This is a genomic window from Marinomonas sp. FW-1 (genome assembly GCF_005222245.1).
GTDB classification, from domain to species: domain Bacteria; phylum Pseudomonadota; class Gammaproteobacteria; order Pseudomonadales; family Marinomonadaceae; genus Marinomonas; species Marinomonas alcarazii.
In genome coordinates, this window is the sequence record NZ_CP025987.1 from 1,579,033 (window position 1) to 1,601,904 (window position 22,872).

A 22,872-nucleotide genomic window follows, 5' to 3' on the forward strand; every position below is an offset into this window, starting at 1 on the left:
ATGACGAAGCCACATGTTGTTTGTTTGATGGGGCCGACGGCTTCTGGGAAAACAGGGCTGGCCGTTGAGTTGGCTGAGCACCACGATTTTGAAATTATTAGTGTGGACTCCGCTCTGGTTTATAAGGGGATGGATATCGGCACGGCCAAACCGGATGCTGCGTTGCTTGCAAGGGCTCCTCATAGGCTAATTGATATTATTGATCCGCTTGAATCTTATTCTGCGGCCGATTTTGTTTTGGATGCGGTTGAGCAGTCACAAGAGATTATTGCGAAAGGTAAAACGCCGCTTTTGGTAGGCGGCACTATGATGTATTTCAATGCGCTGCAAAAAGGTTTGGCTGAAATGCCGCAAGCCGACGCTGAGTTGCGCGCTTTGATTGAGGCTGAGGCTTTAGAGAAAGGTTGGGGGGCTTTGCATGAAGAGTTGCAGAGGTTTGACCCAGAAGCCGCTTCTCGTATTCACCCTAATGACCCTCAAAGATTGCAGCGTGCTATTGAAGTGTATCGTTTGACGGGTAAGACTATGACTCAGTTTTGGGCGCAGCAAGAAACGGTGTCTTTGCCATTTGATATGATTAATATGGCCGTGATGCCGAAAGAGCGAAGTGTCTTGCATGAGCGAATAGAGCAGCGCTTTTATGAGATGATGGACCAAGGTTTTTTGGCTGAAGTAGAAGGTTTGTACCGCCGCGGTGACTTGTCTATTGATATGCCATCTATGCGCTGTGTCGGATATCGACAGCTATGGCAATATTTAGACGGTGCTGATTTGCTAGATGATGCTATCTTTAAAGGAGTGGTTGCGTCTCGTCAGTTGGCAAAAAGGCAGCTTACTTGGTTAAGGGGCTGGGAGGATCTGATGATTTTCGATAGTTTGTCGAAAGATCTTGTGCCGGAAGCCTTGAATTACATAGAAAGCAGGATTATATAGGGGAAATCGGTAAAAATTTGGTGTAGTATCTACAGTATTGTTTTATCAATATTTAATTTAATATTTTTTGCTTGTTTAAGGAGATCACAATGTCAAAAGGGCAATCATTACAAGACCCTTATCTAAATATTCTACGTAAAGAAAGAGTGCCAGTATCTATCTTTCTTGTAAATGGAATTAAACTTCAAGGTCAAATCGAATCATTCGATCAGTTTGTGATTCTATTGAAAAATACTGTTAGCCAAATGGTTTACAAACATGCCATTTCTACAGTTGTACCTTCCCGTACAATTCGCGTTCCGTCTCCTGATCAGCCGGAAGATGAAGCTGAATAGTTTGTCTGTAACAAGGCGAACAGAGGAATACTAGATTGTTTTTTGAACGTCCAGATAGTGGTGAAATAGCTGTATTGGTTCATATAGATTTTCATGAGCAAAATGAGTCTTATGGGCCGGAAGAGTTTGTGGAGCTTGCTATTTCTGCTGGCGCCGATCCTGTTGCTGTTGTATCAGGGTCGCGTCAGCGTCCTGATGCCCGGTACTTTATTGGCACCGGTAAACTAGCAGAAATAAAAGACATTGTTGATCGAGAAGAAGCTCAAGTGGTTCTTTTCGATCATGCTTTGTCTCCTTCCCAAGAGCGTAACTTAGAAAGTGTATTGCAGTGTCGTGTGCTTGATCGCACAGGACTGATACTTGATATATTTGCGCAGCGTGCACGTACCCATGAGGGTAAATTGCAGGTTGAGCTAGCGCAGTTGCAGCACATGTCTACTCGTCTTATTCGTGGTTGGACGCACTTAGAACGCCAGAAGGGCGGTATAGGTATGCGTGGTCCAGGTGAAACTCAGCTTGAGACTGACCGTCGATTATTAAGAGAGCGCATTAAAGCGATTCAAAAGAGATTGGCCAAAGTGGGGTCTCAGCGAGATCAAAACCGCCGATCCCGTGATCGATCTTCAGTGCCAACGGTCTCGCTGGTTGGTTATACCAACGCAGGTAAGTCAACCTTGTTTAATCGGGCGACGGGGTCAGAGGTTTATGCGGCTGATCAGTTGTTTGCCACATTGGATCCGACACTGCGTCGTTTAGATATTGAGCAGGTTGGTTCGATTGTCTTGGCTGATACGGTTGGTTTCATCCGTCAGTTGCCGCACCGATTAATTAAAGCGTTTCAGGCGACATTGAAAGAGTCTTCAGAGGCTGATTTGCTTTTGCATGTTGTTGATGCTGCCGATATTTCTCGCGAAGAGAATATGAAGCATGTGGATTCTGTGCTAGAAGAGATTGGTGCTAATGAAGTGCCAACGCTTAAGGTGTTTAATAAAATAGATGCTTTGCCTACCGCAGAGCCTCGAATAGATCGTGATTCGGACGGGAACCCTTTAAGAGTTTGGTTGTCTGCTCGTGATGGTCAAGGTATTGATTTGCTTAAGCAGGCAATTGCAGAGCTTTTAGCGGAAGACGTTTTTAATGAAACTCTTTACTTGTCGAACAAGTATGGTCGATTAAGAGCTATGCTGTTTGAGCATGGGGCAGTGAAATCGGAGCGCTTTGATGAGATGGGCCGATTTGTCCTTGATGTTAAGTTGCCTAAAAAAGATTATTTGCAAATTTTGGCTCGCGCTGGCATGTCTGAGGATCAGATTGAAGCTGTGTAAGCTGTCAGGATTATCATTAAAATAAAGTGGAGATGTAGTATGGCCTGGAATGAACCGGGTAATAACGACAATGACCCATGGAATCCAGATAAAAACCGTAATAATGGTGCTGGACGCCCAGATGGAGATCGTGAAAAGGAAACCAACAATGACCCATGGGGCCGCAAGCCTAGTGGGAATGAACAAGGTCCTCCAGATTTGGATGAGGCTTTCCAGAAATTGATGGGGATGCTAGGCGTTAAAAAGTCCCGTAAATCTGGTGGTTCTAATGGTGGTGGCTCTAATTTTTCGGGCAAAATCGGTGGTGGTTTAATCGCTATTGCGCTGATTGCTCTGCTTGCTCTTTGGGCAGCTACGGGCATTTACCAAGTGGATCAGCAAGAACGAGGCGTAGTGCTTCGTCTAGGTAAATATCACTCTACAGTTATGCCAGGTCTGCATTGGAATCCTCCGATGATTGATACTGTTAGTAAGGTTAATGTGACGAAAGTTCGTTCCCATGACCATAAAGCACTTATGTTGACGGTGGATGATGCCATTGTTGAGGTTGGTGTTTCTGTTCAGTATTCGGTTCAAGATCCAAAGAACTTTTTGCTGAATGTTCGTAATCCTGAAGAGTCTTTGGCTCAGGCAACAGAAAGTGCTTTGCGCCATGTTGTGGGTAGCTCTGAAATGGATCAAATCTTAACGGAAGGTCGTGAGTTGTTAGCGTCAGAGGTTAAGGCTCGTATCCAAGACTACAGCAATGCTTATGGTACTGGTGTTTTGATTTCGAAAGTTAACGTTGAAAATACGCAAGCACCAACTCAGGTGCAGGAAGCGTTTGATGACGTTATTAAGGCGAAAGAAGATGAGCTAAGAGTCCGTAATGAAGCGGAGTCTTACGCAAATGGTATTATTCCTGAAGCACGTGGTCGTGCGCAGCGTATCAGAGAGGAAGCTGAAGCTTACCGTTCTGAGATTGTTGCTCGAGCAAGTGGTCAGGCTGATCGTTTTGATAGACTGTATCGAGAATATACGAAAGCGCCAGACGTTACTCGTCGCCGTTTGTATATTGAGACAATGGAATCCGTCTATAAAGATGTGAATAAGGTTGTTGTGGATACTGAAGGTGGAAATAACATGATGTATTTGCCTTTGGATCAGTTAATGAAGCAGCGTGCAGAGTCGTCTAAGGGGTCTGGGTCTTTGAATTCTAGCAATGTTGGAATGTTGACTGACCAAGTTCTTGAAGAGATTCGTAAACGTCAAAGTGCAACAATTCGTAGAGAGGGCAGAAACTAATGAGAGGCTTTTCTTTTTCCGTTTTATTTGTTGCTCTTCTCGGTGTGCTAGTTGCTTCACAAACACTTTTTGTGGTGAGTGAAACAGAGCGTGCGGTTGTTCTTAAGTTTGGTGAAATTGTTCAGGATGATGTTCAGCCTGGCCTTCACTTTAAGCTTCCGATTATGAACGAAGTCAAAAAGTTTGATGCTCGAATTTTGACAATGGACTCTCGTCCTCAGCGTTACTTAACGCTAGAGAAGAAGGCTGTTGTTGTGGATTCTTACGTTAAATGGAAGATAGACTCTGTAGCTAAATATTACCAAGCAACGTCTGGTGATGAGTTTGTGGCGAATCGCGTTTTGTCTTCTCGTGTTGATACGGGACTTCGAAATAAATTCGGTGAGCGTACTATGCACGAAGTTGTTTCTGGTGAACGTGACCAGTTGATGACAGGTTTGCGTGATGAGCTAAATCAGGTCGCTCAAAATGAATTGGGTATTTCAATTGTTGATATCCGAGTTAAGCGAATTGATTTACCGCCAGATGTTAGTGAGTCTGTTTATCAGCGAATGAGAACTGAGCGTGAGCGTGAAGCTCGTGATCACAGATCGAAAGGTTTGGAGTTAGCTGAAGGTATTCGAGCAGATGCAGATCGTCAACAAGTCGTTTTAGAAGCAGAAGCACAGCGTGATGCTGAAATGATTCGTGGTGATGGTGACGCTAAAGCAGCCGCTATTTACTCTAAAGTCTATAAGCAGGATCCTGAGTTTTACGAGTTTTATCGTAGCCTTCAGGCCTATCGTGAAAGCTTTAGTGGTAGCAATGATTTGTTCGTGCTTGAGCCTGATAGTGAATTCTTCAAATATTTGAATAGCTCTACTAGCAGTGGTTCTAAATAGAGTAGATATTCATCAATAATCGTGCATGAGACCTATTTGTTAAAATGGGAAACATGGTACTATTACACAAACCGGGCCAAGCCCGGTTTTTTAATGGTCAAAATAAAGAGAATCTATGCAGGAATTGTTGCAGTCGCTGCTGGTTGGCGTCAGCCTTTTATTGATCGCTGAGGGCTTTTTGCCGTTTTTAGTTCCGAATGTTTGGCGGGAGATAATGGTGAAAGCTATCGCGAGCTCAGATTTAAATTTACGTATTCTGGGCGCGGTTAGTATGTTTCTTGGATTAATGCTTCTTTTGCTGACTCGAAGCTAAGAGGACAATTTAATGACATTAGCAGATCGCTGGTTACTTCCTGAGGGCGTTGATGAAGCGTTGCCTGAACAGGCGGCTAAGATCGAGCACCTTAGAAGAACTCTGCTTAATCTCCATGAGAGCTGGGGATATCACTTAGTAATACCTCCTCTATTAGAGTATCTGGATTCCCTTCTAACGGGAGCAGGCTCAGACCTAGAAATTGAAACCTTTAAAGTAATTGATCAGTTGTCAGGTCGACTTTTGGGTATTCGTGCCGATTTTACATCTCAAGTTGCTCGTATTGATGCTCATTGTCTTAAAGATGATGGGGTGCAACGTTTGAGTTATTGCGGCAGTGTTTTAAGAACCATGCCGGCTGGCCTAGATGGCACACGTAGCCCCATACAATTAGGGGCAGAAATTTATGGTCATGGCGGCGTAGAAAGTGATGTTGAGGTTTTATCCTTGATGTTGCAAACCTTATCTACAGCCGGTTTGTCTAATCTTGTTCTTGATCTCGGGCATGTTGATGTGGTGAGTGGCGTTCTTGCTGCTTGCGATCTTAATGCAGATCAAGAAAGTAAGTTGATTGAATTATATAAGGCAAAAGATTTGCCTGAACTTGACCGCTACGTGGAAAGTCTTGATGGCTTGAGTGCAGACCAGCAGCAGTGGTTAGTTGGTTTGCCGCGTTTGTGTGGCGGCAAAGAGGTATTGAAACGTGCGATGGATTTGTTGGGGAATGTGAATGAATCTATTCGTGAGGCCATTGTTTTGCTTCAAAAAGTGAGTGATTCAATTTGTCAGCGTTTTCCTAATGTAGGTCTTCATTTCGATCTAAGCGATTTGGTTTCCTATAGCTACCATACTGGTGTTGTTTTTGCGGCTTATGTTCCTGGTCATGGTAATGCCATTGCTCGAGGCGGACGCTATAACAATATTGGACAAGTGTTTGGTCGTTCACGCCCAGCTACGGGTTTTAGTACGGATGTGAAAGCCTTGGTTGCTTTAACTGATGTTGTGGTGAATAAGCCAAAAACGGTTCTGTCGCCAATTTGCTCAAGCGATGCGCTTTGGCAGAAAGCAAACTCCTTACGAAGTGAAGGGTATCGAGTGATAGAGGTCTTGGATGATGTCTACGCTGGAGATGCGGACTTTAAGTTGGAATTTGTTGATGAGACTTGGCAGTTGATGCCGATTCAGAGCTAGAATTTTCTTTAAGAACTATCTAAATGAGACCTGAAATTATGGGTAAAAATGTTGTTATTCTAGGCACTCAATGGGGTGATGAAGGTAAGGGTAAGGTTGTAGACCTTCTTACTGAGGACGTTGCAGCTGTTGTGCGTTTTCAAGGTGGTCATAATGCTGGCCATACATTGGTTATCGATGGCAAAAAGACCGTTTTGCACTTGATCCCTTCTGGTATTTTGCGTGTAGGTGTTCAGTGTATTATTGGTAACGGTGTTGTGTTGTCTCCTGCTGCCTTAAAAACAGAAGTTCTTGAGCTTCTTGAGCAAGGTGTGCCAGCGGTTGATCGTTTGAAAATCAGTGCGGCTTGTCCATTAATTCTTCCTTATCATATTGCTATTGACCAAGCTCGTGAGCTTGCAAAAGGCGAGAAGAAAATTGGTACAACCGGTCGTGGTATCGGGCCAGCTTATGAAGATAAGGTTGCTCGTCGTGCGATCCGTGTTGGAGACTTGTTAGACTCTGAACGTTTTGCTGCTAAGCTGAAAGAAGTGCTTGAGTATTACAACTTCGTACTGACTGAATACCATAAAGTAGATCCAATCTCATTTGATGAGGTTTATGCTGCGGGCTTGGAAATGGCTGATTTCTTGCGTCCAATGGTGGCAGACACTATTACTTTGTTGCATGACTTGCGTAAAGCCGGTGCGAACATCATGTTCGAAGGTGCGCAAGGTTCATTGTTGGATGTTGACCACGGTACTTATCCTTATGTAACGTCTTCAAATACAACAGCTGGCGGTGCTCCAGCCGGTACGGGTTTTGGTCCGTTATACTTGGATTACGTGCTTGGTATTACCAAGGCTTATACTACGCGTGTAGGTTCAGGTCCTTTCCCTACTGAATTGTTCGATGAAGACGGTGAGCGTTTGGGTCGTCGTGGTCATGAGTTTGGTGCTACAACAGGTCGTTCTCGTCGTTGTGGTTGGTTTGATGCTGTTGCCTTGCGTCACGCTGTTCAGATTAACTCGGTTTCAGGTATGTGTTTGACGAAACTGGATGTTCTTGATGGTTCTGAAGTGATTAAGGTTTGTGTGTCTTACGCTGATGCTGATGGTAACCCAGTGGCTGGGTCTTTAGTTGACAGTGAGGGTTATGAAAACGCTAAGCCAGTATATGTTGAGTTGCCAGGCTGGACAGAATCAACAGTTGGTGCGCCAAATTTCGATGCTTTGCCTAAGAATGCGCAAGATTATATTCGCTTCCTTGAAGAGCAAGTTGGTGTTCCAGTAGATATTATTTCGACTGGCCCAGATCGTAACGAAACAATTGTTCTTCGCGATCCTTTTAAGCAATAGTTTGATTTGTTTAATGGGTTGATTAAAAAGCTGCTTTTTTAGCGGCTTTTTTTGTATTTTTAACTCGCTAAGTTCATCTTATTAGCATTCTTTGTAAATAGAGTGAAAAGAGGGGGCGGTGTTTGTTGGGGGCTGATGTAATATTTACAATTGGAATTAGGGCAGCGTATTTGCTGTTTGAATAGTAAAATGAAGAGGAATATTTATGGTTAAGTTATTGCTTGCTGATGATGATGCTCGTTTATCGGATTTGATTAAAGAGTACTTTGATGGTGAGGGTTATGATGTCACTCATGCTTGGAATGGCAGAGAGGCGTTGGAGCTTATGGCTGTGAATATGCCGGATATTGTTATTCTTGATGTTATGATGCCTGAGTTAGATGGGTTTGAAACGTTAAAGCAAATCCGTAATAAGAGTGCGGTGCCGGTTATTATGTTGACTGCCAAGGGTGATGATATTGATCGTATTCTTGGTTTGGAAATGGGTGCGGATGATTATTTGTCTAAGCCGTTTAACCCGCGTGAGTTGCTAGCACGTATCAAGGCTATTATGCGTCGTGCAAGCCAAGAACGTGAAGATGATCCTACTGCTGACATTGAGCTTTCTGGTGTGTTGCTACGTCGTAAGGATCGTACGGTTTATTTGAATGGTGAGTTGGTTGAGTTGACGACGTCTGAATATACACTGCTTGAGTGTATGTTAATGGCGCCAGGTCAGGTGTTGACTAAGCAGGAGCTTTCAGAAAAAGCTTTAGGTCGTAAATTAACTATGTATGATCGCAGTTTAGATATGCATATTAGTAATTTGCGTAAAAAAATTGGTAATTTAGAAAATGGTGATCCTCGGATTAAAACAGTACGAGGTGTTGGTTATATATTTGTATCGAATGAGCAAGGTGCTTAGTTTTTCATGAAAAATACTTTTCTGCGCGTGTTTTTGGTTGTACTGCTGTCAAACATTGTTGTTGTCAGTATTGGTCTAGGGATGGTCCAATTTATTCAAAAACGCAATCAGGTATCAGCTGACTTGCTCGGAGATGTGGGTGTTCAGTTGGTGGCTGGGTATGAAAAGTTCGGTATAGACTCCTTGCAAGAGGAAACCGAAAAAGCTGAGAAGCGGCTGTCTGGTACGATTTATTTATATCAGGAAAATGGTCGTCCTCTATTAAAGCCATTGCCTCGTAACTTTAGGGAGCAAAACACGCCTGATGCAACAGGTCGTCCTTCGGCGGACTTTTTGCACAGCCAGTTTATTCAGGTGATAGGTGGGAATAATGTCCAGTATTTGCTGATATTTAAACCAAGCCCTGAAATTAACTCGCTTGCACCAGAGGCTGTGGTTGGATTTTCATTGTTAGGCTTGTTGGTTTCGAGTGGTGTGTTGGCTTATTGGTTGTTAGGTCCTTTGCTTAAGTTGCAGCGAGTTGCTCGCTCATTTGGTCAAGGGGATATGACGGCAAGGGTCGAGAATAAGTTGGCTCGACGGAGTGATGCTGTTGGTAAGTTGGCGCGTGAGTTTAATGAAATGGCGGTGCGAATTGAGACGCTCTTATCCTCTAAAGAGCGCTTGATGCGTGATGTGTCTCATGAACTTAGAACGCCATTGGCTCGAATTGAAGTGGCTTTGACCATCGCTGAGGATAAATATGGTTTAGAAGCTCAAAAAGGCTATTTATCTAGGATTCGCACGGAACTGCATGAGCTGGATGAATTGATTGGTCAGGTTCTTACGTTGAGTCGACTTGAGGCGGCTTCTTTGATCAAAGAAGAAATGAATCTACGTCAGTGGCTCGATGACATTGTGGCTGATGTTAGTTTTGAGAGTCAGCTTAAAGGAATTACTGTTACGCGATTGGGGCGAGCGCCTAAAACCATATTGGGTGATCCGCTTCAGTTACGACATGCTATTGAAAACGTGCTTCGTAATGCCTGCTTTTATGCAGGGTGTGGCGGTGTGATTGAGGTCGAAACGAGTGAAAAGGCTGGGATGGCTTACATATATGTACGCGATAACGGCCCCGGTGTATCTGATGATAAATTAGAGAAGATTTTCCATGCCTTTTATCGATCCTCTGAAGCGCGAGAGGCTAATAGCGGTGGCTTTGGTGTTGGGCTTACTATATCTCAGCGAATAATTCGGGCTCATAAAGGGCAGATAACGGCAAAAAACCGAGAAGAAGGTGGCTTGGAGGTGTGTTTTCAGTTGCCTGTTGCTTAATCTGTAATATTTTAAAATCGAATAAAATTTTCTGTTGGCAAGAAAGCGCTTGTTATTACCTGCGTAGATAAGTAATATGCGCGTCGCAAGTTGGCTAGGCAGTCGCCGCTCAATTTATTGGGGGGAGGAAAGTCCGGGCTTCGCAGGGTAAAGTGCCAGGTAACGCCTGGGGGGCGTGAGCCTACGGAAAGTGCAGCAGAAAATATACCGCCTAAGCAGTTTACTGCCGGTAAGGTTGAAATGGTGCGGTAAGAGCGCACCGCGCGACTGGCAACAGTTCGTGGCAAGGTAAACCCCACTTGAAGCAAGACCAAATAGGAACTCTTTGGCGTGACCCGCGCTGAGTTCGGGTAGGTTGCTAAAGACGTGCAGTGATGTACGTATTAGATGAATGACTGTCCACGACAGAACCCGGCTTATCGGCCAACTTGCACATTTCCCTTCTTTTTTATTCCTTTGTCGCTTGAGCGATATTCTTTGTACACCTTTGCTTTTTTCGTAGATCTGCTTTCAAAAGAAGTTGTTGTTTTCCCTTTTATTTTTTTCGTGATTGTTCTTAAGCCTAGACTTTTGTGGCCGCCTTTTTTGGCGGCTTTTTTGTGTCTGTCGTTTTTCTATTTTAATTATTATCGATATTTTTTTACTATTTTTCCAAAAAAGTGTTAAATTGTGGGATAAAGTGTCGATAAGTGGGATATGACAATGTTTCGTGGGATTCATCAGGTAAGCGTTGATGTGAAGGGGCGAATGTCGCTCCCTGCACGCTTGCGCGATGATCTCGCCCAATATGACGATGATGGTGTCGTCGTTACCATTGATCCCGTGTCGAGATGCTTGTTGCTTTACCCCTTGTCAGAGTGGGAACAGATCCAGCAAAAGTTAGATAAGTTGCCAACTTTCCAGCCACAAGCGCGCCGTTTACAGCGTCTTTTAGTTGGTCATGCGACTGATTTAGAAGTGGATAAAGCTGGGCGAATTTTGCTTCCAGCGCCACTGCGTGAATTTGCTCGACTGGATAAAAAACTGACGATTCTTGGTCAAGGCAAAAAATTAGAAATTTGGAGCCAAGAAGAGTGGGAAGCACAACGAGAAGATTATTTGTCCCAAGATGCTCTTGGAGACTTACAAACTGAAACCATGATGGATATTTCTTTATGACAAAGACGATGGCAGAACACATAAGCGTCATGCTTAATGAGTCCGTCGATATGCTCGTAACCGACACGAATGGCCTGTATGTAGACGGGACGTTTGGCCGTGGGGGGCATACTCGTTTGGTTTTAGACCGATTAGACAAAGGCCGATTGCTGGGATTTGACAAAGATCCTGTGGCAATAGGTTATGGCAAAGCATTAGAGCAAGAAGATTCACGCTTCTCTATTGTTCAAGACAGTTTCGCGAACATGGCTGAGCATATTTTAAGTGTGTTTGGTGTTGATAGAGTGGATGGCGTGATGATGGATTTGGGGGTTTCTTCTCCTCAAATTGACGATGCTGAACGTGGCTTTAGTTTTATGAATGATGGCCCGCTTGATATGCGCATGAATCCAGATAAAGGCTTAAGTGCTGCTGAATGGATTGCCTCTGCTGGTGAAAAAGAAATGGCCGATGTGATGTATCAATATGGCGAAGAGCGATTCTCCCGTCGTATTGCGAAGGCGATTTGTGAATACCGTGCACATACTCCAATCCTGACAACGCTTCAGCTTTCTAAAATTGTTGCTGAGGCTAACCCTGCTTGGGAAAAAGGCAAAAATCCAGCGACTAGAGCATTTCAGGGTATCCGAATTCATATCAATAATGAGTTAGGTGACTTGGAAGTAGGCTTAGATGCGGCGGCAGAAGCATTGAAAGTGGGTGGGCGCTTGGCGGTTATCAGTTTCCATTCTCTTGAAGATCGAATTGTTAAGCGCTTTATGAAGTTGAAATCAAAAGGGCCTGAGCTGCCAAGACATTTGCCTATTCGTAACGCACACCTCGACATTAAATTTAAGACGGTTGGTAAAGCGATTAAGCCTTCTCAATCAGAGGTGAGTGAAAATGTGCGCTCGCGTAGCGCTGTGTTACGAGTGTTGGAGCGAGTCAGTGATTAAGTCGCGCTTTTCGCCGCTGGTGTTTGCTGTCGGTGTCGTGTTGCTGGCTATCGTTTCAATTGCTGTTGTTATTCAAGTTTACGACTTTAGAAAAGACTTTTCTTACCTTCAAACGTTGAAGCAAGACGAAGTGGATTATGAAGTGAAATGGGGGCAGTTGCTTCTTGAGCAAAGTGCTCTGACTCAGCCTAGCCGCTTAGAGCAAGCGGCTATTAAAGATTTAAATATGCATGCTCCTTCTCAGGATGAATTGATAATAGTGAAACCATGAAAATTGATAATAGTGTTCACATACCAGGAAAATGGCGCTTTAGGTTTGTATATGCTATCGCCTTGTTGTTGTTCCTCATTGCTGGGGGGCGACTGTTTCATTTGACGGTTGTTGATAAAGCTTTCCTACAAAACCAGGGTGAAATGCGTGCAGTGCGCACTGAGTCTATTCCTGCAACGAGAGGCATGATTTTAGATCGTCGAGGTGAGCCTTTGGCGGTAAGTACACCAACATGGACGATTATTGCAAACCCAAAAGCACTATGGAAAATGCCTCGTGATCCTTCCATGAATATTGGCCCTGAACAAGAAATTAAGCGCCTTGCTGAGGTTATGGGTGTAGGGCGAGCGTGGTTGCAAGAACGGTTTGAAGCCAATAAGACGCGTTCTTTTATGTATCTTAGACGCCAAATTCCTCCCCATGAAGCTGATGCTATTATGGCGGCGCATGTTGTCGGTGTGAGTAAGACGAAAGAATATAAGCGATTTTACCCAGCGGGCGAGGTTGCAGCCCATGTTGTTGGTTTTACTAACATCGATGACAAAGGCCAAGAAGGCATAGAGCTTGCTTACGATAAAGCGCTGGAAGGTCAGCCTGGCCGACGCAGTTATGTGAAAGATCTATCGGGCAATATTATTCGTGGTGTCGGTGTGGATGAAACGGAGCACCCTGGTGAAAATATTGAACTTAGTATTGACCTGAGATTGCAATATTTGGCTTATCGAGAGCTTAAAGCTGCGGTTCAAGAGCACCGAGCTACGTCCGCTTCTGCTGTGATTTTGGATGTGAAAACCGGTGAGATTTTGGCCATGGTCAATCAGCCATCTTATAACCCGAATGATCGCTCTAAACTAGAATATGAAGAGTTGCGTAACCGTGCTGTGATCGATTTATTTGAGCCTGGCTCAACCATGAAGCCTTTTACTATTTCGGCTGCTTTAATGTCTGGCCAGTACACAACTGAAACGACCATTGATACTTCTCCAGGTTATTTGCGCTTTGGTCGATTTACGATTCGTGATGCTGCCAATTATGGTGTGATTGATTTTGAAAAACTATTAATCAAATCAAGTAACGTTGGGGCGTCAAAGATTGCTTTGTCACTACCGCAAGACGCGGTTTGGAATATGGACTATGAATTAGGTATAGGTTCACCAGTTGGCATTGGCTTTCCGGGTGAGGCTTCTGGGGTTCTTCCTTCTCATCCTAAATGGCATCCATCAGAGATTGCGACGTTATCGTATGGATATGGTTTATCTGTTTCCACATTGCAGTTGGCTCAGGCTTATATGACATTGGCTAATGATGGTTATCGTGTGCCTGTGACTATTTTCAAACAGGATGTTCCGGCTGATGGTAAGCAGGTTATTCCTAAAAAAGTAGCGCGTGATGTTGTGAAAATGATGGAGTCTGTTGTTCAAAAAGGCTCTGGTAAAGCGGCTAAAATTCCCGGTTATCGTGTTGCAGGAAAGACAGGTACGGTTCATAAAGTAGGCTCGAAAGGGTATGAATACGACCAGTATATCGCTTTATTTGCAGGTGTTGCTCCGGCCTCTAACCCTAGATTGGCAATGGTCGTTATGGTTAATGATCCTAAAGGTCGCGAGTATTATGGCGGTGAAGTGGCTGCTCCTGTTTTTTCACGCGTGATGGAAGGGGCGTTAACAACATTGAATATTTACCCAGACCTGCCCGAAGGACTTAGAGAGGTGCGTTTGGAACCCAAGAAAGTGCCATATCAAGTTGTGCAGGGTGGTTAAATGGGGCAATTAAGACATGATCAATTACTTAAATTGGCGGGTTACTCTGTAGAGGGTAATCCGCATTCTGCTTTTTATAGCCGGCTAGAAACCGATAGTCGTAAAGTGGATGAGGATTGCGTTTTTTTTGCCTTGCCGGGTGTTACATCTAATGGTTGGGACTATTTGGATAATGTTGCTGCCTTAGGTTGCAAGGTGGCCGTTGTGCCTTCTGACCTGAACTTACAGCACGATAACATAGAACTCATTTCTGTCGCTGATCCTGCGGCGTTGTTAGTGTCTTGTTTGCATGGCTTTTTTGGTAGTATGCCCGGGCATATGGTGGCTGTAACTGGCACAAACGGTAAATCTTCCATTTGCTTTTATATTGCTCAACTGGCGAATTTTGTGGGCTTCAACAGCGGTTTGGTTGGAACCTTTGGCGTTGGGGCTTTAGGGGATTTGGCCGAAGCAAAACAAACTACGCCAGATCTTTTGTCTTTGCATCTTACTTTAATGAATATGGCTGAAAAGGGCGTAAACTTTGTTGCCTTTGAAGCGTCTTCTCATGCTTTGGATCAAGGGCGTATAGAAGGGGTTCCTTTTCAGACGGCGGTATTTTCAAACCTTTCTCGTGATCATCTGGATTACCATGGTGATATGAATGCCTACGCGTTGGCTAAGCGGCGCTTATTTTCTGTAGAGACGGTGTCTCATTCTGTCTTTTGCCTTGATGATTCTTATTCTGGTTTTATGGCTGAGGGTGCGACTACGTCGGCCCGTCATACCTATAGCGAGCATAACCCCGAAGCGGATTTTTATGTTAAGCAATTAACCCTTGAGCCGACAGGGAGTCGTTTTTTGCTTTGTCATCCTGAAGGGGAGTCGTCGGTATTTTTGCCTTTATTGGGGCGTTTTAATATACAAAATGCTTTGGCTGCACTGGCGAGTCTTTGGTATGACGTCGAAGATAAGCAGGCGTTGATATCAGGTCTGTCTTCGTTACGCGGCGCGCCCGGACGTATGGATAAGGTGCAATGTCCAAATGCACCTCTTGTGGTGGTTGATTACGCACATACGCCGGATGCTTTAGAAGTTGCGCTGCAAGCATTGAGAGAGCATTCCAGTGGGCGCTTGATTTGCGTGTTTGGCTGTGGAGGCGATAGGGATCGTGGTAAGCGACCTTTGATGATGGCGGCCGCTATGCAAAACGCAGATTATGTTTGGTTGACGTCGGATAATCCGCGTACAGAATCAATAGACCAGATTTTTGCTGATGTGTTGTCACAGACAAATGAGGGTGAGGCATTTAGTTTTGAGCCCGATCGTAGAGTGGCAATTCAGCAGGCTATTTTGTCTGCAGGGCCGAACGATGTTGTGTTGATCGCTGGAAAGGGTCATGAGTCTTATCAAGATATCAAGGGTGTTAAGCATCATTTTGACGATAAAGAAGAGGCTCTGAAGGGGGTGAAAAGCTATGTTAATTAATCTTACTCTTTCAGATATTGCTCAAGCTTGTAATGGCGAGCTTGTTGGTGATGATTGTGAAATAAACGCAGTTGTTACGGATACAAGAAAAATCATAAGTGGCTGTATTTTTGTCGCTATTAAAGGTGAACGTTTTGATGGTCATGATTATGTCACTCAAGCGATAGATGGCGGCGCGCTTGCTGTTGTCTCTGAACGCGATGTAGATGTGCAAAATTACGTTAAAGTCAGCAATACAACATTAGCATATGGCGCAATAGCCCGCTTGGTTAGAGATGCATTTAAAGGTGAAGTTGTCTGTATTACCGGTAGTAATGGTAAAACAACCGTAAAAGATTGGTTAGCTCAGTCTCTTAGCAATAAAAATGTGTTAAAAACACGCGCCAATTTGAACAATCAAATTGGTGTGCCGCAAACATTGCTTGAACTGGAAGAGAATCATCAAGTCGCAGTCATTGAAGCGGGTACCAGTTTTACGGGTGAAATTCCGTTATTAGCAAAAATAGCGCATCCGGATATAGTGATATTGACGAATGCTAGCGGAAGTCATTTTGAAGGGCTAGGCGATCTTGGAAGTATAGCCAAGGAAAAGGGCGCATTAATATCTGGCTCTTCATCTGCTGCTAGTGTCATTTTGAATGCCGATGATGAGTATTTTGATTATTGGTGTGGCTTGGCTGGTGATCGTAACGTCTATTCGTTTGGCTTTACTGCAGCGGCGAGTCTCTATGCCTCTGAAATAGTTTTAGGCGCAGAGTCTAGTTCAGCACTGTTTCATTATGATGGGGAAGCTTTACCCGTCACTATCGCAGGTGCTGGAAAGCATCAAATTGCCAATGGCATGGCGGTTGTTTTAGCTATGTTGATTCTAGGTATTGATTTTAAACAAGCGACTGATAAATTAGCCGCACCTGTGCTGGTATCAGGGCGATTAGAGCGCCTTAAGGCAAAAAATGGCGCTCTTATAATTAATGATTGCTACAATGCCAGCCCAAAGTCAGTTGAGGCTGCAATAGATGTGTTATCGATGCAGTCTGTAGAAGAGACCTGGTTAATTTTAGGGGCTTTAGGTGAATTGGGTGAGCAGCGAGATGCGATTCATTATGGCTTGGGTGAATATGCGAGAGATAAAGGAATATCTTATTTGATTTGTGTCGGCCCGGTAGCGAAAGTTGCTGGAGTGGCATTTAGGGATAAAGGGGGAAACGCAATATTTTGTGAAACCCATAATGAGGCGGCGACGGTTGTTAGACCTCTAGATAAAAAACACGCCATTTTAGTAAAGGGATCTCGGTCCGCTAAAATGGAAAATGTCATTGAAGCATTAATCAATTAGGATATTCCTTAACAATGTTACTTCTGCTCACGGCGTATTTAAGTAAATACCATACCTTTTTTACCGTATTCAATTATTTGTCTTTGCGTGCCATTTTGGGTGTGCTTACCGCGTTGGCTATTTCTCTTTTGATAGGGAATAAAGTCATTGTTTTTTTGCAGCGTTTGCAAATTGGTCAGTCTGTTCGTAATGATGGCCCTCAGACACATTTGTCTAAAGCTGGCACCCCGACCATGGGCGGAGCGCTGATCATATTTTCTATCTCTGTGAGTACATTGCTCTGGGGCGATTTGCGTAACCAATATGTTTGGGTTGTTTTGTTGGTTATGCTGGCATTTGGTGTTGTTGGTTGGGTCGATGATTATCGCAAAGTGGTTGAGAAGAACTCGCGTGGCCTTCCTAGTCGTTGGAAGTATTTTTGGCAAAGTGTGTTTGGTCTAGCGGCTGCCTTTTATTTGTATTACACAGCGAGCACTCCGGCTGAAACGGCGCTGATTGTGCCTCTCTTTAAAGATGTTGCCATCCCTTTAGGTGCGTTTTTTATTGTGCTGACGTATTTCGTAATTGTCGGTACGAGTAATGCTGTGAACTTAACGGATGGTTTAGATGGGTTGGCGATTCTGCCGACGGTTTTAGTCGGTGGAGCACTTGGTGTGTTTGCCTACCTGACCGGTAATATACGATTTGCAGATTATTTGCTTATCCCATATGTGCATGGTTCTGGGGAGTTGCTGGTGTTTTGTGCCGCCCTTGCCGGGGCTGGTTTGGGCTTTTTGTGGTTTAACACTTACCCTGCGCAAATTTTCATGGGCGATGTTGGCTCTTTGGCTTTGGGTGCGGCATTAGGAACCATTGCTGTGATTGTTCGCCAAGAGTTGGTGTTGTTCATCATGGGCGGTGTTTTTGTTATGGAAACAGTGTCTGTCATTTTGCAGGTTGCCTCTTATAAGCTGACCAAACGAAGAATATTTAGGATGGCACCAATCCATCATCACTTCGAATTAAAGGGCTGGGCTGAGCCTAAAGTGATTGTTCGTTTTTGGATTATCACTGTTTGTCTTGTTTTAGTAGGTTTTGCAACCTTAAAAGTACGCTAGGAGTTTTGCATGTCGTTGATCGGGTCAGATCGGATAAGAGCCGTTGTCGGCTTGGGAGCGACAGGCTTGTCTTGTGTGCGCTTTTTGGCTAGCAAGGGAATTGAATTTTACGTGGTGGATTCTCGTGAAAATCCACCTGGCTTGGAAGAGGCAAAAAAACTTTGCTCTGAAGAGCGGATCTTTACTGGTGATTTAGAGGTGCTTGAAACCCTTGGGGTGACAGAGCTGTTTGTAAGTCCTGGTATCGCGCTACGTACACCTGTTTTGGCTCGCCTTGCTGAGCGTGGTGTGGCTATGCGTGGAGATATCGATTTGTTCTGCGATTATGTCGATGCGCCTTTTGTTGCTATTACAGGATCTAATGCCAAAAGTACAGTAACGACTTTGGTCGCATTACTGCTTCAGGCGTGTGGTAAAAATGCTAAGGCAGGCGGTAATCTAGGCTTGCCAGCTTTGGATTTGCTGGCTCCTAATACTGATTTCTATGTGCTTGAGTTGTCTAGCTTTCAGCTAGAAACGACACATGCTCTTCAGGCTGATTTGGCCTGTCTCCTGAATGTTTCCGAAGATCATATGGATCGTTATAAAGATCTTTATGAGTATCAGCGGGCTAAGCAAAAAGTCTATCGCGGTTGTAAAGCGGCCGTATGTAATAAACAGGATATCTTGACGGCTCCGCTGTTGGCTGAGGGCGTCCCTGTCCGTGCTTTTACGACTAAAAGCCCCGATCTAAAAGAGTACGGCATGATTAAGGATGGGGATGGTGCTTGGCTTTGTCGTGGTGTTGAAAGGCTGTATCACACTTCTCAAATCGCCCTAAAGGGCTCTCATAATCATGCCAATGTCTTGGCTGCTCTGGCGATGATTGAGTTGTTGGGTGTGGATGTCATGTCTGAACCTATTGCTAAAGTATTAAGCGAATTTGGTGGTTTGCCACATCGTTGTGAGACGGTTCGTACGCACAATGGGGTCACTTACATCAATGACTCAAAAGGCACAAATGTGGGGGCAACCTTAGCGGCGCTTCAAGGGCTTGGCTCGTCTGCGACTAAAAATATTGTACTGATTGCCGGCGGCGAAGGAAAAGGGGCCGATTTTCGAGCACTTGCTAAACCTGTAAAAGATTTTGTACGCACCACGTATTTGTTTGGGAAAGACGCAGAACGAATCGCTGAAGTGTTGCCCGCAGATGCTGAAGTAAAGCACTTTGATACCTTGGATCAAATTGTGGCCAGTATCGGGCAGGATGGCAAAGAGGGAGATATTGTTTTGTTCTCGCCTGCTTGCGCCAGTCTAGATATGTATAAGAATTATGAAGTACGCGGTGAGCATTTTGCTCGGTTGGTTAATGCATTATGAAATGGTTGAAGGTATTTGACCGAGTTTCTATTCGTGAATTTGCTCAGGTCGATGCGGTTTTCGTAGCTTCTGTTGTGGCTATTCTAGCGCTTGGAATGGTGATGGTTTCAAGTGCTTCCATTTCTATATCTGAAAATATTCACGGTCACCCTTACTTTTTTATGGTGCGACAGGCTCTGTATCTGATTATTGGTTTGATTTCAGGTTGGATTTTATTGTCATTGCCGACAAGCCAGTTGCATAAATGGGGCATTTTGATGATGGGCTTGTCGCTCATCTTACTTATTCTTGTGTTGATGCCGGGGATTGGTAAGAGTGTTAATGGCAGTCGTCGCTGGATAAACCTTGTCGTGTTTAACCTTCAGGCGTCTGAAGTCGCTAAAGTCTGTATGGTGGTTTACGTCTCTGGTTATCTGGTGCGTAGAGCGGATCGAGTGCGAGAAGGTTGGGTGGGGTTCGTTCTTCCTCTTTGTCTTTGTAGTATTTTTCTATTGTTTCTCTTGTTTGAGCCAGATTTCGGTGCGTCCGTTGTTCTACTTGGTACGGTGATGGTGCTGCTCTTTTTGGGCGGCGCGCCTTTGTATCAGTTTTTATTGCTGATGATCGGTGCGGTTTTGATGCTAGGCGTTGTTGCAATTTCAGAAAGCTATCGATTGAAACGTTTGATGAACTTTATCGACCCTTGGGCGGATCCGTTTAATGAAGGCTATCAGTTGAGTCAGGCCTTAATTGCTTATGGTCGCGGGGAATGGTTTGGTTTGGGGCTTGGTAATAGTGTGCAAAAGCTATCTTATCTGCCGGAGGCGCATACGGATTTTGTGTTTTCCATTTGGGTTGAAGAAACCGGTATGTTCGGTGGTTTGTTGCTGATCTTTCTGTTTGCAGTGATGGTGGCGCGGGCTTTTAAAATTGGTCGTCGTGCTATGACTTTATCTCGCCCGTTTGCTGGCTACATGTGCTTCGGCTTTTCCATTCTTATTTTGGCTCAGGTAATCATTAATATTGGCGTGAATACAGGCTTTTTACCGACTAAAGGACTTACGTTGCCTCTTATTAGTTATGGTGGCAGTAGCCTGATTATTACTTTGAGCAGTTTGTTTGTTGTTGCGCGTGTGGATATTGAAAATCGACGTGTTGAAAACGATTCGGGAGAATCTTCTAAATTGAAAGAGAGTGCAGCATGAGTGGTGTAAATAAGGTCATTATTATGGCTGGCGGAACGGGTGGCCATATTTATCCAGCATTGGCTTGTGCTCATAGTTTTAGGGAAAAAGGTTTAGATGTTCAGTGGTTAGGTTCGAAAGGAGGCATGGAAGAGTCTCTTGTGCCTAAGCAGGATATTGTTTTGCACTCTTTATCTATTAAAGGAGTGAGAGGTAAAGGATTACTTGGTTTGTTGGCGGCGCCGTTTAGAGTGTTGCATGCGATAGGCCAAGCTGTGGCCGTTTTGCAAAAGGTTAAGCCTGATGTTGTGTTGGGCATGGGCGGGTTTGTGGCAGGCCCTGGCGGTGTGGCAGCTCGACTTCTGGGAATTCCTTTGGTTATTCATGAGCAAAATGCCATTGCTGGGACAACAAATAAATTACTGTCCAAAGTGGCAAGTTTAAGGTTACAGGCTTTTGATGGTGCTTTGCCAAAGGCCATTAGTGTTGGCAATCCAATTAGGAACACTATTTTAGATCAGCGGGTTCGTGAATCTAGAAGTGGTGTTGCGCGACCGCTGCGATTACTTGTTGTTGGCGGTAGTTTGGGAGCTAAGGCGATTAACGATGTGGTCCCGCAAGTTTTGGCACAATGGCCTTTTTCTCAGCGGTTAGATGTTTGGCATCAAACCGGAGTTCGTAATTTTGATGCGGTCTCAGACATGTATCGTGAGGCGGGAGTGGATGCTCGGGTTGAGCCTTACTTGGATAACATGGATCAAGCGTATTATTGGGCGGATATTGTATTGTGTCGGGCAGGCGCTATGACGGTAAGTGAGCTGGCAATTGCTGGGCTGCCGTCTATTTTGGTTCCATATCCTTACGCAATTGACGATCATCAAACTGCCAATGCACGGTATTTAGAAAAAAATGGAGGCGCTTATTTATTGCCTCAACCACAGTTAACTTGTGAAAAAATCATTTCATTGCTTTCTGAGTTTGTAGAGAGTGAAGAGACATTATTGAAAATGGGGGAGCAGGCCAAATTGGTTGCTCATCCAAATGCAACACAAGATGTTGTTGCACACTGTTTAAGGTTAATTAAATCATGATGAATAACAAAACTCAGTACGATATTCCGACAATGCGTCGTATCCAAAACATTCACTTTATCGGTATTGGTGGTGTTGGGATGTGTGGTATTGCCGAGGTGTTACATAACCAAGGCTATCAGGTATCAGGGTCAGATCTTAAGGCGTCCTCGACAACAGAGCGACTTGAAGAGTTAGGGATCAAAATTTATCTCGGCCATTTAGAAGAAAACGTGTATGACGCCCATGTTATTGTGGTGTCTACTGCGGTAAATGAGCAAAACCCAGAAATTATTTGGGGGAAAGAGCATCGTATTCCTATTGTTCGCAGAGCGGAGATGTTGGCGGAGCTTATGCGTTATCGCCATGGCATTGCGGTTGCTGGCACCCATGGCAAAACAACCACAACAAGTTTGATGGCGTCTATTTTGGCGTCAACTGGTGAGGCTCCAACCTTTGTAATCGGTGGTCGTTTAACCAGTGCTGGCGCGAATGCGCAATTGGGTAGCAGTGCGTATCTTGTTGCTGAGGCGGATGAGAGCGATGCTTCTTTTCTGCATTTGCAGCCACAGACAGTCATAGTGACCAACATTGATGAAGATCATATGGATACTTACGATGGTGACTTTGAGAAAGTGAAGCATACATTCGTAGAGTTTGTGCATAACTTGCCATTTTATGGTTTGGCAGTGTTGTGTGTTGATGATGAAAATGTTCGCGAAATTCTGCCATTACTGAGTCGTCCTGTTTTGACTTATGGGATAGATCAAGTGGCTGATTTCTATGCGACCGACATTGTCCAAACTGGTCGCTACTGCGAATTTTTAGCCCACCGTCCTGAGGGTGAGCCGCTGAAGATTCGTTTGCCAATGCCTGGGCGTCACAATGTATTAAATGCGCTTTCAACGATTGCAGTAGCAACAGATTTAGGTGTTGATGCCAGTGCTATTCAGGCTGGTTTGATGGGTTTTGAAGGGGTTGGTCGTCGCTTCCAAGAACAAAAACCGTTAGAGCTTCCGAACGGGTCTAATGTGATGTTTATTGATGATTATGGTCACCACCCGAGTGAAGTTTTGGCAACGATAAAGGCTATTCGTGCAGGTTGGCCTGAAAAACGATTGGTGATGGTGTATCAGCCGCATCGTTATACTAGGACTCGTGACCTTTACGAAGATTTTGTTCGGGTTTTGTCTCAGGTGGATGTGTTGCTGCTGCTTGATGTTTATTCAGCTGGAGAAGTCCCGATTAACGGTGCTGACAGTCGTTCTTTGTGTGGCAGTATTCGTCAGCGTGGTAATGTTGATCCTATTCATGTTGGCGGTGAGGCGGATTTGCGTTCCATTTTAAGTAATGTCCTGCGTGAGGGAGATTTGTTTATTACGCAAGGTGCTGGTGACATTGGCATGGTATCGAAAAACTTATCAGTGAGCGGAATTTAA

At 44.4% G+C, this 22,872-nt stretch carries 21 protein-coding genes, 1 other RNA gene and 1 pseudogene; 22 read left to right on the forward strand and 1 reads right to left on the reverse strand.

Features of this window, described 5'->3' with window-relative positions:
• From miaA to rnpB, 11 genes are all read left to right on the forward strand, one after another.
• Complete coding sequence (gene miaA, locus C1X04_RS07405) at positions 1 to 933, forward strand: tRNA (adenosine(37)-N6)-dimethylallyltransferase MiaA (protein WP_137169562.1); 933 nt, start codon at positions 1 to 3, stop codon at positions 931 to 933.
• An 89-nt stretch (positions 934 to 1,022) separates the two neighbouring features.
• On the forward strand, positions 1,023 to 1,268 hold the full coding sequence (hfq, locus tag C1X04_RS07410; RefSeq protein ID WP_110571892.1) for an RNA chaperone Hfq: 246 nt from the start codon (positions 1,023 to 1,025) through the stop codon (positions 1,266 to 1,268).
• 35 nt (positions 1,269 to 1,303) lie between these two features.
• On the forward strand, positions 1,304 to 2,593 hold the full coding sequence (gene hflX, locus C1X04_RS07415) for a ribosome rescue GTPase HflX (protein WP_110571893.1): 1,290 nt from the start codon (positions 1,304 to 1,306) through the stop codon (positions 2,591 to 2,593).
• 39 nt (positions 2,594 to 2,632) lie between these two features.
• Positions 2,633 to 3,877 (forward strand): FtsH protease activity modulator HflK, encoded by a 1,245-nt coding sequence (gene hflK / locus C1X04_RS07420; protein ID WP_110571894.1) that lies wholly within the window; start codon positions 2,633 to 2,635, stop codon positions 3,875 to 3,877.
• Positions 3,877 to 4,758 (forward strand): protease modulator HflC, encoded by an 882-nt coding sequence (gene hflC, locus C1X04_RS07425; protein WP_110571895.1) that lies wholly within the window; start codon positions 3,877 to 3,879, stop codon positions 4,756 to 4,758. The genes hflK and hflC overlap by 1 nt, the downstream gene beginning before the upstream one ends.
• A 115-nt stretch (positions 4,759 to 4,873) precedes the next feature.
• Positions 4,874 to 5,071 (forward strand): DUF2065 domain-containing protein, encoded by a 198-nt coding sequence (locus C1X04_RS07430; RefSeq protein ID WP_110571896.1) that lies wholly within the window; start codon positions 4,874 to 4,876, stop codon positions 5,069 to 5,071.
• A gap of 12 nt (positions 5,072 to 5,083) precedes the next feature.
• The gene (locus C1X04_RS07435; RefSeq protein WP_110571897.1) at positions 5,084 to 6,262 is read left to right on the forward strand and encodes an ATP phosphoribosyltransferase regulatory subunit; all 1,179 of its coding nucleotides are present in this window, start codon (positions 5,084 to 5,086) and stop codon (positions 6,260 to 6,262) included.
• 38 nt (positions 6,263 to 6,300) lie between these two features.
• On the forward strand, positions 6,301 to 7,599 hold the full coding sequence (locus C1X04_RS07440) for an adenylosuccinate synthase (protein WP_137170744.1): 1,299 nt from the start codon (positions 6,301 to 6,303) through the stop codon (positions 7,597 to 7,599).
• Positions 7,600 to 7,804: 205 nt separating this feature from the next.
• Complete coding sequence (locus C1X04_RS07445) at positions 7,805 to 8,503, forward strand: response regulator transcription factor (RefSeq protein WP_110571898.1); 699 nt, start codon at positions 7,805 to 7,807, stop codon at positions 8,501 to 8,503.
• A gap of 6 nt (positions 8,504 to 8,509) precedes the next feature.
• Positions 8,510 to 9,817, forward strand: a complete 1,308-nt coding sequence (locus tag C1X04_RS07450) for a HAMP domain-containing sensor histidine kinase (protein WP_137169563.1) — start codon at positions 8,510 to 8,512, stop codon at positions 9,815 to 9,817.
• An 86-nt stretch (positions 9,818 to 9,903) separates the two neighbouring features.
• Positions 9,904 to 10,252: RNase P RNA component class A (gene rnpB, locus C1X04_RS07455), an RNA gene on the forward strand.
• Between the two features lie 44 nt (positions 10,253 to 10,296).
• Here the strand turns inward: rnpB and C1X04_RS18870 are convergent.
• A pseudogene (locus C1X04_RS18870) lies at positions 10,297 to 10,410 on the reverse strand (hypothetical protein); the annotation flags it as partial.
• 109 nt (positions 10,411 to 10,519) lie between these two features.
• Here C1X04_RS18870 and mraZ point away from each other — a divergent pair.
• From mraZ to murC, 11 genes are read left to right on the forward strand one after another with little or no spacing between them, the layout of a single operon-like run.
• The gene (mraZ, locus tag C1X04_RS07465) at positions 10,520 to 10,975 is read left to right on the forward strand and encodes a division/cell wall cluster transcriptional repressor MraZ (protein WP_110571900.1); all 456 of its coding nucleotides are present in this window, start codon (positions 10,520 to 10,522) and stop codon (positions 10,973 to 10,975) included.
• Positions 10,972 to 11,910, forward strand: coding sequence for a 16S rRNA (cytosine(1402)-N(4))-methyltransferase RsmH (gene rsmH / locus C1X04_RS07470; RefSeq protein WP_137169564.1), 939 nt, complete (start codon positions 10,972 to 10,974; stop codon positions 11,908 to 11,910). Before mraZ ends, rsmH begins: the two co-directional genes overlap by 4 nt.
• Complete coding sequence (gene ftsL, locus C1X04_RS07475) at positions 11,903 to 12,181, forward strand: cell division protein FtsL (RefSeq protein ID WP_110571902.1); 279 nt, start codon at positions 11,903 to 11,905, stop codon at positions 12,179 to 12,181. Before rsmH ends, ftsL begins: the two co-directional genes overlap by 8 nt.
• Entirely contained in the window at positions 12,178 to 13,941 is a 1,764-nt protein-coding gene (locus C1X04_RS07480; protein WP_137169565.1) for a penicillin-binding protein 2, read from the forward strand. The genes ftsL and C1X04_RS07480 overlap by 4 nt, the downstream gene beginning before the upstream one ends.
• Entirely contained in the window at positions 13,942 to 15,408 is a 1,467-nt protein-coding gene (locus C1X04_RS07485) for a UDP-N-acetylmuramoyl-L-alanyl-D-glutamate--2,6-diaminopimelate ligase (protein WP_137169566.1), read from the forward strand. It abuts the gene before it with no gap.
• Positions 15,398 to 16,744: a UDP-N-acetylmuramoyl-tripeptide--D-alanyl-D-alanine ligase gene (gene murF, locus C1X04_RS07490; protein WP_137169567.1), complete on the forward strand. Its 1,347-nt coding sequence runs from the start codon at positions 15,398 to 15,400 to the stop codon at positions 16,742 to 16,744. The genes C1X04_RS07485 and murF overlap by 11 nt, the downstream gene beginning before the upstream one ends.
• A 14-nt stretch (positions 16,745 to 16,758) precedes the next feature.
• Complete coding sequence (mraY, locus tag C1X04_RS07495; RefSeq protein WP_110571906.1) at positions 16,759 to 17,841, forward strand: phospho-N-acetylmuramoyl-pentapeptide-transferase; 1,083 nt, start codon at positions 16,759 to 16,761, stop codon at positions 17,839 to 17,841.
• Positions 17,842 to 17,850: 9 nt separating this feature from the next.
• Positions 17,851 to 19,200, forward strand: a complete 1,350-nt coding sequence (murD, locus tag C1X04_RS07500) for a UDP-N-acetylmuramoyl-L-alanine--D-glutamate ligase (protein WP_137169568.1) — start codon at positions 17,851 to 17,853, stop codon at positions 19,198 to 19,200.
• The gene (gene ftsW / locus C1X04_RS07505; protein ID WP_110571908.1) at positions 19,197 to 20,384 is read left to right on the forward strand and encodes a putative lipid II flippase FtsW; all 1,188 of its coding nucleotides are present in this window, start codon (positions 19,197 to 19,199) and stop codon (positions 20,382 to 20,384) included. The genes murD and ftsW overlap by 4 nt, the downstream gene beginning before the upstream one ends.
• The gene (murG, locus tag C1X04_RS07510) at positions 20,381 to 21,454 is read left to right on the forward strand and encodes an undecaprenyldiphospho-muramoylpentapeptide beta-N-acetylglucosaminyltransferase (protein ID WP_137169569.1); all 1,074 of its coding nucleotides are present in this window, start codon (positions 20,381 to 20,383) and stop codon (positions 21,452 to 21,454) included. Before ftsW ends, murG begins: the two co-directional genes overlap by 4 nt.
• Positions 21,451 to 22,872: a UDP-N-acetylmuramate--L-alanine ligase gene (gene murC, locus C1X04_RS07515; RefSeq protein WP_110571910.1), complete on the forward strand. Its 1,422-nt coding sequence runs from the start codon at positions 21,451 to 21,453 to the stop codon at positions 22,870 to 22,872. The genes murG and murC overlap by 4 nt, the downstream gene beginning before the upstream one ends.